The sequence below is a fragment of the Rheinheimera soli genome, from assembly GCF_021290985.1.
In the GTDB taxonomy this organism is placed as follows: Bacteria; Pseudomonadota; Gammaproteobacteria; order Enterobacterales; family Alteromonadaceae; genus Pararheinheimera; species Pararheinheimera soli.
This window is the reverse complement of the sequence record NZ_JAJOYU010000037.1, coordinates 1-13,058: the sequence shown is the minus strand read 5'-3', so window position 1 is coordinate 13,058 and position 13,058 is coordinate 1. Positions and strand designations below refer to the sequence as shown.

10 protein-coding genes are annotated in these 13,058 nt (G+C 46.1%); 5 read left to right on the top strand and 5 right to left on the bottom strand.

Features of this window, described 5'->3' with window-relative positions:
* The first annotated feature begins 16 nt into the window (after positions 1-16).
* Positions 17-889 (top strand): LysR family transcriptional regulator, encoded by an 873-nt coding sequence (locus LSG37_RS18580; RefSeq protein ID WP_233081361.1) that lies wholly within the window; start codon positions 17-19, stop codon positions 887-889.
* On the opposite strand, the gene phoR is transcribed toward LSG37_RS18580, so the two are convergent.
* Complete coding sequence (phoR, locus tag LSG37_RS18575) at positions 876-2,195, bottom strand: phosphate regulon sensor histidine kinase PhoR (protein ID WP_233081359.1); 1,320 nt, start codon at positions 2,193-2,195, stop codon at positions 876-878. The genes LSG37_RS18580 and phoR overlap by 14 nt on opposite strands.
* Before the next feature lie 36 nt (positions 2,196-2,231).
* Positions 2,232-2,918: a phosphate regulon transcriptional regulator PhoB gene (phoB, locus tag LSG37_RS18570; RefSeq protein WP_233081357.1), complete on the bottom strand. Its 687-nt coding sequence runs from the start codon at positions 2,916-2,918 to the stop codon at positions 2,232-2,234.
* Between the two features lie 395 nt (positions 2,919-3,313).
* On the opposite strand from phoB, the gene LSG37_RS18565 reads away from it, so the two are divergent.
* Together LSG37_RS18565 and LSG37_RS18560 are read left to right on the top strand one after the other, a co-directional pair.
* The gene (locus LSG37_RS18565; protein WP_233081355.1) at positions 3,314-5,998 is read left to right on the top strand and encodes a beta-helix domain-containing protein; all 2,685 of its coding nucleotides are present in this window, start codon (positions 3,314-3,316) and stop codon (positions 5,996-5,998) included.
* Positions 5,999-6,110: 112 nt separating this feature from the next.
* Positions 6,111-8,747, top strand: a complete 2,637-nt coding sequence (locus tag LSG37_RS18560; protein ID WP_233081354.1) for a TonB-dependent receptor domain-containing protein — start codon at positions 6,111-6,113, stop codon at positions 8,745-8,747.
* A gap of 61 nt (positions 8,748-8,808) precedes the next feature.
* On the opposite strand, the gene LSG37_RS18555 is transcribed toward LSG37_RS18560, so the two are convergent.
* On the bottom strand, positions 8,809-10,284 hold the full coding sequence (locus LSG37_RS18555) for a SulP family inorganic anion transporter (protein ID WP_233081352.1): 1,476 nt from the start codon (positions 10,282-10,284) through the stop codon (positions 8,809-8,811).
* 277 nt (positions 10,285-10,561) lie between these two features.
* On the opposite strand from LSG37_RS18555, the gene LSG37_RS18550 reads away from it, so the two are divergent.
* The gene (locus LSG37_RS18550) at positions 10,562-11,269 is read left to right on the top strand and encodes a glutathione S-transferase family protein (protein ID WP_233081350.1); all 708 of its coding nucleotides are present in this window, start codon (positions 10,562-10,564) and stop codon (positions 11,267-11,269) included.
* On the opposite strand, the gene soxR is transcribed toward LSG37_RS18550, so the two are convergent.
* Positions 11,230-11,712, bottom strand: a complete 483-nt coding sequence (soxR, locus tag LSG37_RS18545; protein ID WP_233081349.1) for a redox-sensitive transcriptional activator SoxR — start codon at positions 11,710-11,712, stop codon at positions 11,230-11,232. The genes LSG37_RS18550 and soxR overlap by 40 nt on opposite strands.
* 70 nt (positions 11,713-11,782) lie before the next feature.
* Here soxR and LSG37_RS18540 point away from each other — a divergent pair, with 70 nt between their 5' ends.
* Entirely contained in the window at positions 11,783-12,193 is a 411-nt protein-coding gene (locus LSG37_RS18540) for a DUF4440 domain-containing protein (RefSeq protein WP_233081347.1), read from the top strand.
* On the opposite strand, the gene LSG37_RS18535 is transcribed toward LSG37_RS18540, so the two are convergent.
* The gene (locus tag LSG37_RS18535) at positions 12,190-12,927 is read right to left on the bottom strand and encodes a substrate-binding periplasmic protein (protein ID WP_233081345.1); all 738 of its coding nucleotides are present in this window, start codon (positions 12,925-12,927) and stop codon (positions 12,190-12,192) included. The two genes, LSG37_RS18540 and LSG37_RS18535, sit on opposite strands and share 4 nt — an antisense overlap.
* Between the last annotated feature and the right edge of the window lie 131 nt (positions 12,928-13,058).

Sequence of the window (13,058 nt, the reverse complement as noted above, 5' to 3'; positions counted from 1 at the left end):
CAGATTAAATAAACAAATGAATTACCCCAGTCCACGCCATTGGTTACTATTGGATGCAATTTGCCGGCAGCATAGCCTGACCAAGGCGGCTGACCAACTGGCATTAAGCCAATCAGCAGCCAGTCAGGCTTTAAAAGAGCTGGAACAACGACTGGGCCATCCGTTATTTCTGCGTCAGGGACGGCAGCTAATCCCAACCCAGCATACGCTGGATCTATTGCCCAAGTTACAGCTGCTACTTGAATTACAACAGGAACTGGTAAACTCAAGCCCGGAAAAAGGCCAGTTGCGGCTGGTCGCCAGTGAAACTGTAGGTTGTTATTTACTGCCCGCTTTATTGGCACAATTTACTGCCTTGCACCCTCAGATTGATTTTAAACTGCGGCTTTGCAACAGCAGTGAGGTACTGCAGCTGATGCACCAGCAGCAAGCACAACTGGGTTTTGTTGAAGGACCGGTGTTAAGTGCAGAGTTTCATATTCAGCACTGGCGACAAGACCTGACAGTGCTCATAGGCAACCCGAAGTTGCATCAGGATTTATCGACAGAACAGCTATTGGCAGAGCGCTGGATAGTGCGGGAACAAGGTTCAGGTACCAGAGCTGTCTTAGAACATGAACTGGCCCGCTTACACTGGGCACCCAACAATCTGTTAGAGCTGGAACGACCTGAAGCTATTAAGCAAGCTGTAAAACAAGGTTTAGGCATAGGTTGCCTGCCTTTGCTGGCGGTGCAGGATGAAATCAAAGCAGGACAGTTGGTGTTACTGCAAAGTCCTTTGCAGCTGCAACGGCATTTCAGATTGGTACAACATAAAAATTATCAGCCCCCCTTGCTGCAAAAGTTTTTGCAATTTTTGCAGCAAGAAGGTCCTGTTAATGGGCTTTAACTGTTTTACGCTTGGGCTGAGATTCAGCAGGTAAACTAAAGGAGAAACTGCTGCCTTTTTTCGGCTCACTGAAAATCATCAGCTTGCTGTTATGGCGTTGCAACACGTGTTTGACTATAGCTAAACCTAAACCTGTGCCGCCTGTAGCGCGTGCTCTGGCCTGGTCAACCCGGTAAAAACGTTCGGTCAGACGTTTCACATGCTGAGGCGCTATACCTTCTCCATTGTCGCTGACACTAAACACAGCTTTTTGATGCTGCCGTACCCAACTGACCTGAATGTCACCGCCATTGGGTGTGTATTTAATTGCATTGGTGATCAGGTTAGAAAAAGCACTACGTAACTCTTCACGAATGCCAGACACCGTTAAACCCGGTTCAATGGAAAAGCTGATCTGATGCTGTTTTTCCCGGTTTAAGGTTTGGGATTCCTGCTCCAGCATCGCCAGCATAGCCGGCACATCAATATGATCTTCAAACTGCACTTTGGCGGCGGCTTCAATACGCGACAAGGTCAACAATTGTTGCACCAGAGCATCCATACGTTTGGTTTGCTCCAGCATCACAGTATGAGCCTTGAGCCAAATGCCCTCATTCGGCAGGTTATCGGCGTCCATCACTTCCAGATAACCTTGCAATACAGTTAAGGGGGTACGTAATTCATGAGAAACGTTAGCCACAAAGTCTTTACGTACCTGCTCCAGCAGTTTTAGTTGGGTGACATCCCGAACTATCAACAAATGCTGATCATCGCCGTACTGCAGCATACGGTATTCCAGTACTAAATCTTCGTTAACCGGAGAAGACAACTCCAGTGGCTGATCAAACTGCTTTTGCTGAATATAAGTTTGAAACTCTGGATTTCGTATCAGGTTATCAATCCGCTGACGTTCATCCTGTGGCCAACGTAACCCGACCAGTTGCTGCGCCAGTTTATTGCACCAGATAATGGTCCAGTCACTGTTCAGCACCACAATGGCATCAGGCAAGGCCTCAGCGCCGTCGCGAAAACGTCTGATCAAGGAGCGTAATTCTTTATTCTTTTTGCGGGCCTTGCGCTGACGATAATAAATACCATCAAACACTTGCTGCCAGCTGCCATCACCTGCTGGTGGCGTCAGTTTTTTATCACGCCATAGCCACTTGTCCAGCAAAAAGATATGCCGGTAATTCCAGCCAAGCAGTACGACAGAGGTTACAAATAAAGCAGGAAACAGCAGGTCAAACAACCAGCCAATTAGCGCAACCACAAAGAACAAGAGAAAGATTTTGCTTAAAATCTTTCTCTTCGACAATAACAAACGCATAGCACCTTCTCATATCGCCAAAGTAAATGGGAATGGTTATTTGGCAGAGAAACGATAACCTGAACCCCTTACAGTTTGCACTAAACGGTCATGCCCAGCCACAGAAATGGCTTTACGTAAACGGCGTATGTGAACGTCTACGGTTCTGTCTTCGACATACACATTAGTACCCCAGACATGATCCAGCAATTGTTCACGGCTATAAACACGCTCTGGGTGTGTCATAAAAAAGTGCAGCAAACGGAATTCTGTCGGCCCCATATCGACAGCCTGTTCGGCTGCAGTGACACGGTGTGATACCGGATCCAGTTTTAAACCCTGCACTTCAATCACATCATCCAGGCTGGTTGGCGCCACACGACGGATCACAGCTTTGATACGTGCCATCAGCTCTTTTGGTGAAAATGGCTTGGTGACATAGTCGTCAGCACCTACTTCCAGCCCACGAACTTTGTCTTCTTCTTCACCGCGAGCCGTGATCATAATGATTGGAATAGTGCGGGTAAGCTCGTGTCCTTTCATTTTTTTTGCAAACTGAATACCGCTGCCACCAGGCAACATCCAGTCCAGCAATACTAAATCAGGGTAAGGTTCTACCAGCATATTGACGGCAGAATCAAAATCTTCCGCTGTGCTGGCCTGATAACCATTTTGTTCAAGCACAAAACACAACATGTCACGGATCGGTGCTTCGTCTTCTACGACCAGGATTTTTCTAGACATAACCCTCTACCAATTCAAGCTAATTTATTGATTGTGACCAGTATGGCGTTAGTTTATGACAGTTTTATGAAAGCAAAACAAGCAATCTGCTCTGTAATGACCAGATAACAGGATCAGGAACACAGCTACAGCAGTATTTTGCCACTTTGACTGACCCGAGATAAAAAACAACCAATTTGCTTACATTTTTCTAACAAATATAAAAGTCTTTCAGATGACACTTTAGTGAAGGTTTTTTGACAGCATCAGCGCTACACCACGTCAGACGCGGCCTGCATTTTTAGTTCAATCTATTCATCCGTCACTGTAATAAAACAGTCATTAAGCCTGAGTATGGTTGGCTCCAGCTTTTTATAACAACAGTATTCCTGTTCGTACTTATTGGAGATTGAGTAATGGCTTTACGTAACTTTTTAAAATTGAGCGCAATTGCCTCAGCTTTAGTGTTAGCTGGTTGTGGCGGTGGAGATATCAACATCGATACAGGTAATGGCGGTAATAATGGCGGTGGTGTTACCCCTCCTCCAACCAGCGCTTGTCCAGCCTTTGCTACTCAGGCCGCCGCTTTAGCTGGCGTTACTACTCCAGTTTGTGAAATTAAAGGCACTATTACCAGCGACACCACATTAACAGCTGATATCGCCTGGGCTTTGGCTGGCAAAGTGACTGTAGGTAACGATAACGCCAACAGCGCTACTTTAACTATTCAGCCAGGTACTAAAATTTTTGGTAAAAGTGGTGCTGACTATTTAGTAGTTGCCCGTGGTTCAAAAATTCAGGCTGTAGGTACAGCCACTAGCCCTATCATCATGACGTCAGTCAACGACATGTTAGGTTTATCTGATAACGAATCTGCAGCTGAATGGGGAGGTTTAGTTTTATTAGGTAAAGCGCCAACCAACAAATGTAATCAGGCTGATTTAGCCAACTGTAAAGTTGAAGCTGAAGGTGAAGCTGGTCCATACGGTGGTTCTAACCCAGACGACAACAGCGGTGCTTTAAAATACGTTCAGGTACGTTACGCTGGTTTTGAAGTTATCCCTGATAACGAGTTAAACGGTATTACTTTTGCTGGCGTAGGCCGTGGCACTACTGTGGAATACATTCAGGTGCATAACAACCTGGATGATGGCGTAGAGTTTTTCGGCGGTACAGTGGATGCTAAATATGTAGTGCTCACTGGAAACCGCGACGACTCTTTAGACTGGGCTGATGGCTGGACTGGTCGTATGCAGCACGTTTTAATTCGCCACAACCCAAACAATACTAAGGCTAACCGCGGTATTGAAGCGGACAACCAATCATCTAACTTCACAGCTACGCCAGTCAGTAAGCCAAAGATTTCTAACCTGACCATTATTGGTAATAACTTTGACGGTGACGAAGACTCAGAGGGTATTTTATTACGCGCTGGTACTTCTGCTGAACTGTATAACGTGATTGTGACTGGCCCGGAAAAAATGGGCGAGTGTTTCGAAGTGAACACCACAGAAACCGCTAACTTTGCCAATAGCGGTGACTTAGTATTCCGTAACTCTATCATCGACTGTGCAGAACCTTTTGCTAACATCAAAGATTCTGCTGGCAACGTGACATTTAATGCAAAGACCTGGTTTGAATCTCAGCCGAACAACCTGGTAGGTGATGCATTGTTGGGTGGTTATATCCCTGCACCTAACTCTCCAGCTTTAGCCAATGGTTACAACGTTTCAAATAACGTCGATGGTTGGTTTGATAATGTGAACTACATTGGTGCCTTTAACGGCACAACAGACTGGACCAAAGGCTGGACTACCTCTTTACATGTTGAAGATGGCGTTAACTTAAAAGCTTGTCCTACAGGTACTACTGAAGTTGCCAGCTTAACAGGGCGTTTAAACTGCCAGTTAACAGGCGATATCACTTCGAACGTCACTTTAGCTGCTGGTGCTGATTACGTATTAAGTGGTCGTGTGCGTATTGGTGTGGACAACACCACCAGCGCCACCTTAACAGTACAACCTGGTGTAACCATTTACGGTAAATCAGGTGCTGACTTCCTGGTGATCACCCGTGGTTCAAAAATCATGGCAGACGGCACTGCGGCAAACCCTATTACTATGACTTCGGTACAAGACGTGATTGGTTCACCTACAGCAGCTGGTCAGTGGGGTGGTTTAGTCTTATTGGGTAAAGCTCCAACCAATAAATGTAACCAGGCTGATTTAGCCAACTGTTTAGTGCAGGCTGAGGGTGATGCAGGCCCATATGGTGGCCCTAACGCAGCTGACAGTAGCGGTAAACTGAACTACGTCGTAGTCAAACATGCTGGTTTTGAAGTTATTCCAGACAACGAATTAAACGGTATTACTTTTGCTGGCGTAGGTTCAGGTACTGAGTGCTCCAATATCCAGGTTCACCAGAACGTCGATGACGGTGTGGAATTCTTCGGTGGTAGCGTGAACTGTAAAAACGTAGTTCTGACTGCAAACGGCGACGACTCTGTCGACTGGGCTGACGGCTGGAACGGCAAAATGCAGTTCGTACTGGTTAAACATGCTGCTGACGGTGCTAAAGCAAACCGTGGTATCGAAGGCGACAACCAATCAGGTAACTTCACTGCCCTGCCAATCTCAAACCCAATCATCGCCAACATGACGATCATAGGTAACACCTTCGATGGTACTGACGATTCTGAAGGCGTATTACTGCGTGCCGGTACTAACGCTCAATTAGCAAACTTCGTTATTACAGGTCCTGCAGGTATGGGCGAATGTCTGGAGATTGAGTCTGCAGAATCTCAGGCAATGGCTGCTGCAGGCACCTTAACCATGACTAACTCTGTCATTGCCTGCCCTACTGAAGCAGTCAAAGGTAACGTGGCTTCTGGTGTGACTACTTCTGCATGGTTCCTTGGCCAAACAGGTAACAAGTTAGCGGCTGATCAGGCAGCAGTGTTAAACGGTATCTTCACCATTGACACAGGTGCTGCAAAAGACATGAAACCAGTGAATGCTTTCTTTGACACTGTAACCTTCACAGGTGCTGTTTCACAAAGCAACAACTGGACTGCTGGTTGGACTGTAGGTCTGAACGACTAAAGCAACCATAAACTGCCGGCTCGCCGGCAGTTTTGAATTCACTTAGTGCCGGGCCTCCCTTGGATAAGCCCGGCACATTGATGTACGAATTAGCTGATAGGACCAAGTTCAAATGAGCAGCAAGCAAAGTTTTAAAATCAGTCAGGTTGGCCGCAGTGTACTGCTGGCTTTAGCCGCAACAGCCAGCATGATGCCTGCATTAGCCCAGGAAACTACGACTGAAGACAGCAAAGAAGTCGAGCGTATTGAAGTCTCTGGCCGCCTGATGAGCTCAGCAGCCTCCGCTGCAGCAGAACGCCGCGAACAGCCTTACGTCGCTGAATTATTAGGCATGGAGCAAATCTCCAGAGCTGGCGACAGTAACGCGGCAACAGCACTGCGCCGTGTGACAGGTTTAACTTTAGTGAAAGACAAATTTATTTATGTGCGTGGTTTAGGGGAACGTTATTCCAGTACCTTATTAAACGGCGCTATGGTACCAAGCCCGGATCCAACCCGGAACGTTATCCCTTTGGATATGTTCCCAGCCGGTATTATTGAAAGTTTAGTGGTACAAAAAGCTTATTCACCTGAACTACCAGCCGCTTTTGGTGGTGGTAGTGTCAATATCCGTACAGCGTCTATTCCATTACAACGCAGCTTTAACCTCTCAGTAGGCACAGGCTACAACAGCCTGAACAGCGACGACGCCTACACATACAACGGCGGTGGTGATGACTGGAAGGGCAGCGACGACGGTACCAGATCCATGTCACCAGAATTGCGTGCTGCCTTGGATCAGTACGGTACTATTAACCAGATTAATATCGCTGAAGCACTGGGTGGTATCAATCAGAGCAACCTGGCTCAGGCTGCCACTATAGTGCGTGAATTAGGTTTAAACTTTAACCGTGATGTTGATGTACAGCGCGAAAATATCAAACCAGATTTTGATGGCAGCGTTTCTTTTGGTGATAAGTTTGATATTGGTTCTTCGGTATTTGGCGTAATGGCCGGTGTCAGCTATGACAGATCCACACAAAATATCGAAGAACAGGAACGTTATTTCTCAGTATCCGGTGACGATTTAGTTCCCCTGAATATCTATGACGATATTAAAGGTACTGAACACCAGGTAAAACTATCCGGTATGTTGAACTTTGGTTTAGAGCTAGATGAAAATCATAGGTTTGAAACTGCGTCTATTTATCTGCGGGATACTAAAGACGAAGTCAAAGTAAAAAATGGCGACAGTATAGAAACAGTCAACGAAGAGGATCGTTTCAACACTGATACCTCTTTACGTTACGAAGAGCGCTCTATGTTCAGCAACCAAATTCGTGGCCGCCATATGTTGCCATGGTTGTATGACATCAGCATCGACTGGCAATATACAGATGCAAAAGCTGAACGTGACGCACCGGGTGAAATCGAATACCGTTATGTCAACGAACGTCAGACTGATGGTTCTTACAGTTCTTTCCTGCGCCGTAACCAGAATGCTGTGAACTACAGCTTCGGCAAAATGGAAGATGATACTGAAAACGGTAGCTGGAATGCCAAACTGCCTTTTACCCTGGGTAAAGCAGAGATGAGCCTGAACGGCGGTTACTCCTATTTTGAGCGGACCCGTGAGTCTGAAACCAACCTGTTTAACTTTAGCACTGTCGGTTATAGTCTGGAGCAGTTGAGTCAGAAGTTTTCAGATATTTTTTCAGATGAAAGCATTCTGAATACAGCCAATGGTTTCCAGATCTCTAACGTCACCACACAAGCCGACGACTACATAGCAGCACAAATGATTGATGCCGCTTATGTTGGCATGGAAATGAACTACGACTATTTGCTACGTTTAAACTTCGGTGTCCGTTATGAAGACTTCCGCCAGATTTCAATTCCGCTTAATGCAGACGGTGAAATCAGCGGCAATATCGATGAATTCCCATTACAGGAAGATGGTTTCTATCCTTCGTTGTCTTTAACCTGGTTTGTCAGTGAAGAGCTGCAAGCCCGTTTTGGTTACAGCAGCACTGTAGTGCGCCCAGACTTACGTGAAGTCACCCCAGTGCTCTTTATCGACCCTTTGACCGACTTTAAAGTCACGGGTTTCTCTGGTCTGCAAAGTACAGATGTCACCAGTTACGATGCTCGTTTAGAGTGGTATTACGACGAAAGTAACTACAGCGTAGGTGTGTTTTATAAAGATCTGGACAAGCCAATTGAATCCATTGAGCTAAGTGGTTCAGACGGTAACTTATTGATGTCGTTCCGTAATGGCGACACAGGCGAAGTTTATGGTTTAGAAGCGGAGTTCCTGCAACAGTTGAATGTGCTGCAAGGCGATAACTGGCTGGATAACTTCTTTGTCGCCGGTAACTTTACCTATAGCGAATCTGAAATTACTATTCAGCCTTTTGCTGGTACTGATCTGACAAATTTAAAGCGTCCTCTAAATGGTCACTCTAAACATGTGGTCAACTTCCAGTTAGGTTTTGACTCAGATAACGACGAACATAATGCGACTCTGACTTACAACGTCTTCGGTAAACGTATTGCCTTTGCTGGTGTAAACGATAAAGACGATGCCTACGAGCAGCCATTTAACTCATTAGATTTTGTCTACTCATACACGCCGTTTGAATCGACTTCAGTCAAGCTGTCGATGAAAAACATACTGGATGAAGATGTTGAAATTATGCAGCAAGGTGAGTTGTTACAACGCCGTGTTGAAGGCCAAAGCTACGGTTTAAGCTTCAGCTACAAATACTAAGTTAGTGTTTTTATACAGAGGGTCAGAACTGAAGTTCTGACCCTTTTTTTATGAACTATGATTAGTGCATCAGCTGCTCTATAGCTTCTGGCTTGTTATGAATGGCAAACTTGTCGACTAAAGTGGCACTGGCCTGATTCAGCCCTATCACTTCTGCTTCTATTCCTGCTTTGCGGAATTTCAGTATCACCTTATCCAGCGAGCTTATGGCTGTGATATCCCAAAAATGTGCATGAGTTAAATCAATCTGCACCACACGAAGTGGCTCTTTAAAATCAAAAGCAGCGACAAAAGGTTCAGCAGAGGTAAAAAATACCTGCCCTGTCACCAGATAACGACGACTGCGGCCATCGGCAGAGAGTTCAGATTGAATTGCCAGTAACTGACCTACTTTATTGGCAAAAAATAACGCACTCATCAGTACACCCACAAAGACGCCGTAAGCCAGATTGTGAGTAAAAACTACCACAAGCACAGTAATAATCATCACCAGGCTGGAGCTTTTAGGATGAGTCGTTAAATCCCGTACTGACTGCCAATTAAAGGTGCCAATGGATACCATAATCATCACCGCAACCAAAGCCGCCATAGGGATCATGCCGACCCATTCACCTAGAAACACAGCAAAAATAAGCAGCAAGATGCCCGCCAATAAGGTAGATAAACGGGTGCGACCACCGGATTTGACGTTAATTACTGACTGGCCAATCATGGCACAACCCGCCATACCGCCTAATAAACCTGAACCTATATTGGCGATACCCTGCCCTATACATTCACGGTTTTTGTTGCTGTTGGTATCTGTCATATCATCGACAATAGTGGCCGTCATTAACGACTCCAGAATACCGACTAAGGCCAGGCCCAACGCATAAGGGAAAATAATTTGCAGAGTGTTCAGGGTAAGAGGCACATCTGGCCATAAGAAGATTGGCAAGCTATCCGGTAATTCGCCCATGTCCGACACAGTACGCACATCAATCTGGAAATACAGTGCTATGGAGGTTAACACCACAATACAGACCAAAGGCGAAGGCACTGTTTTAGTGACATAAGGAAACAAATAAATAATAGCTAAACCCGCAGCTGTCATCGCATAGACATGCCAGGTGACATTAGTTAGTTCAGGCAGCTGCGCCATAAATATCAGAATAGCCAACGCATTAACAAAGCCCGTCACCACGGAACGAGACACAAACCTCATCAGCTCACCGAGTTTGCATAAACCAAACACAATTTGCAGTACACCGGTGAGCAAAGTAGCCAGCAACAAATACTGCAAACCATGTTCTTTCACCAGGGTGATCATCAACAGCGCCATAGCACCAGTGGCAGCAGAAATCATCGCAGGACGACCACCGGCAAAAGCTGTGATCACAGCAATAGCAAAGGATGCATATAAACCGACTTTAGGGTCAACACCAGCGATAATAGAAAAGGCGATGGCTTCTGGAATAAGCGCCAGAGCTACCACTATGGCGGATAACACATCGCCACGAATATTGGACAGCCACTGCTGTCGTATCGATTGAAACATCAGGAATTCCTTTGTGACAGAGTCTTTTTAAACGCATTTTTTCAGGCATAAAAGTTGTAACGCCCCAAATCGCATTTTCACTTTTATAAATGGAAAAAACGGTTTAAACACTACATCGGCGACAAAGTTCCTTGCATCAATGGGAAGAGGTTGGGGCAAAAACGGCGAGCAGTATAACGCAAAAATCTGGCTGAAAAAACCACAGCCATCCTATCCGGTTTCTCTGATACAGTATTTAGGACTTAGATGACTCATTCCCACTGCAGCGGAGGCTTTGATGTACCAGCTTTATATTGCCAATAAAAACTACTCGTCCTGGTCGTTGCGCCCCTGGGTACTCATGCACGCTTTAGCTATACCTTTTGAAGAAAAGCAGGTGCAGTTTCAGTCCAATGACAATAGCGCACAATTTAAAGCTTTTGCGCCCAATGCCAAGGTGCCATGTCTGCATCATGACAATTGGGTGGTCTGGGATTCGCTGGCTATAGTAGAGTATTTAGCTGAGCGTCATAGCGGAGTCTGGCCAACAGATGACAAAGAACGCAGCTGGGCACGTTCTGCTGCCGCTGAAATGCATTCAGGTTTTACAGCGCTTCGCAGCTATTGCCCTTTTCATGCGGCTGGTCGTTTTGATAAAACACCATTACCCGATGCGGTCTTAACTGAGTTACAACGTATTGAACAACTGTGGCAGGAAGGATTGCAAGGTTTTGGCGGCCCTTATCTGGCTGGAAAGCAGTTTACAGCAGTAGATGCATTTTATGCCCCAGTCTTATTTCGCATCCAAAGTTACCAGTTACCTGTCTCAACTGCAGTTTTACCTTACGTCAGGCTGATGATGAAGTTGCCTGCGATGCAACTCTGGTATCAACAGGCGCTCTCAGAACCCTTTTGGGATGACGAACACGAAATCGCAGCTCTGGGTTCAGGCAAACTGATTGCAGATCACCGTTCTGGTTCTTCCAGTTCCTCTGACGTGGGGTAAAAATGTGCACCAGAACCTTGTGCCGCCAGCTTATCCTGTGGGTTGCGCAAGGGGCAGTGCGCCATAGATAAACAACCACAACCTATGCACATGCTCAATTGATCCCGCAAGTCTGTCAGTTGAGCTATACGCGCATCCAACTCAGTTTTCCACTGTTCCGACATCTGCTGCCAGTGCTGCTGATCGGCATTTTGCCCTGGCGGCAATACCGATAAGGCTTTGCCTATTTGTTCCAGCGGAATACCAGTGCGCTGCGCCACTTTAATAATGGCCACCCGCCTTAATACATCCCGCGAATAACGACGCTGATTTCCGGCGTTACGCTGGCTGTGGATCAAGCCCTTTTGCTCATAAAAATGTAAGGTCGCCACAGAAACACCACTACGTTTTGCCACCTCGCCCACCGACAGCACCACTTTTTTTGCATCGCATTTTACAGACATAAAAAACACTTGACCTTAACCTTACTTGAGGTTTTAGCATAACCTTAATTTCATCACCGGAGAAGTTTTTATGCTGGAACATGCGGTATATGCGATAGGTGCGGCGTGCCGTTCAGAACAAGACTGTGCACAGCAATTATTAACCCGGTTGCAGTGCGCTATTAACCAACGCAACTGGGCTTTATTTGGCGAGTGTTTTACAGAGAATGTGCTGTTAGTCAATTTATTAGGTCAACGTCTGTCAGGCCGGGCCGAACTCAAAGTTTATTTACAACAATTACTGGAGTTACATCAGGACAGAGTCTGGGCCTATCAGCTGCTGCATTTGCAGCAACTGGATTTCGATACCTTTTTAATCAACGCCGAGCAGTGCTGGTTGCACAGAGAAAGCCAGCATAAGGTTGGACTGTGCAGCACTCCGCTTTATGTGGTGAAACGCCGGGGCAACCAATGGCAGATCTGTGCGGGCAATATGCTTTAAATCGACCTGTGGGCCCAGCGTTGCAAGGCTTTATCTATCACACCTTGCTGTTGCATCAACACAAAACTTTTTTGGATCTGTTCAACCTGCAGGCGGTGATGCGGATTCAAGGCGCAATAGACCTGGGCTGGTTCAGCCCAAAGTGGATCAACAGCAAGTTTTGAGCTATCAAAATGCCGCTGGTAATGGCCAAAGCTTAAATCAACCGTCATCACCAAATCGACTCTGCCTTGTTGCAATCGTTGAATGTTCTTTTCCAATGACTCGGCGTCATCACGCACTGCGGCATTGGTTTCAAACAAGGGTTGTAGTTCGGGATAAGAAAACCCCCGGGTGGTGCCTATACGTTTATGCAATAGATCTTGATTGGAGCGCACCGGATTATCTGCTATCCGCCGCACTATGTATTGACGGGTATGAAAAAGCACCGGAGTCCAGATTAGTTTGTAGGTCACGGGGATCCATTCTGGATTAAGAAAACAACTGATATCCGCTTTATCTGTGATCAGCCATTCCACGACCCGCCCTTTGGGCAAATCCAGATATTGCACCGGTCTGTTTAATCTGGCGGCGACTGCATCCAGCAAGTCTTTGGCGATGCCATCAACTAAACGCTGCTGCTGATCAAAAATAGCATAAGGTGCTGTGTTGGTTTGACTGACCACAGCACGTAACGGCTCTGCTGCAAAAAGCAGAGTGGGCATCAATAGCAAGGTACAGACAAACTTCAGCATAGGTGCCCACTCAGCTTTCTAAGAGACATTAATTATCATAACCAAGTCATTATAAATTACCAGAGTTAGCAGGTAAGACGTACCTCAGGAAAGTATGAGCGTGATAACGAAAACCATAAAGCCAGCGAAGA

Coding starts and splice junctions, on each gene's coding strand:
- LSG37_RS18580 (WP_233081361.1), top strand. CDS start 17: ATGAATTACCCCAGTCCACGCCATTGGTTACTATTGGATGCAATTTGC.
- phoR (WP_233081359.1), bottom strand. CDS start 2,195: ATGCGTTTGTTATTGTCGAAGAGAAAGATTTTAAGCAAAATCTTTCTC.
- phoB (WP_233081357.1), bottom strand. CDS start 2,918: ATGTCTAGAAAAATCCTGGTCGTAGAAGACGAAGCACCGATCCGTGAC.
- LSG37_RS18565 (WP_233081355.1), top strand. CDS start 3,314: ATGGCTTTACGTAACTTTTTAAAATTGAGCGCAATTGCCTCAGCTTTA.
- LSG37_RS18560 (WP_233081354.1), top strand. CDS start 6,111: ATGAGCAGCAAGCAAAGTTTTAAAATCAGTCAGGTTGGCCGCAGTGTA.
- LSG37_RS18555 (WP_233081352.1), bottom strand. CDS start 10,284: ATGTTTCAATCGATACGACAGCAGTGGCTGTCCAATATTCGTGGCGAT.
- LSG37_RS18550 (WP_233081350.1), top strand. CDS start 10,562: ATGTACCAGCTTTATATTGCCAATAAAAACTACTCGTCCTGGTCGTTG.
- soxR (WP_233081349.1), bottom strand. CDS start 11,712: ATGTCTGTAAAATGCGATGCAAAAAAAGTGGTGCTGTCGGTGGGCGAG.
- LSG37_RS18540 (WP_233081347.1), top strand. CDS start 11,783: ATGCTGGAACATGCGGTATATGCGATAGGTGCGGCGTGCCGTTCAGAA.
- LSG37_RS18535 (WP_233081345.1), bottom strand. CDS start 12,927: ATGCTGAAGTTTGTCTGTACCTTGCTATTGATGCCCACTCTGCTTTTT.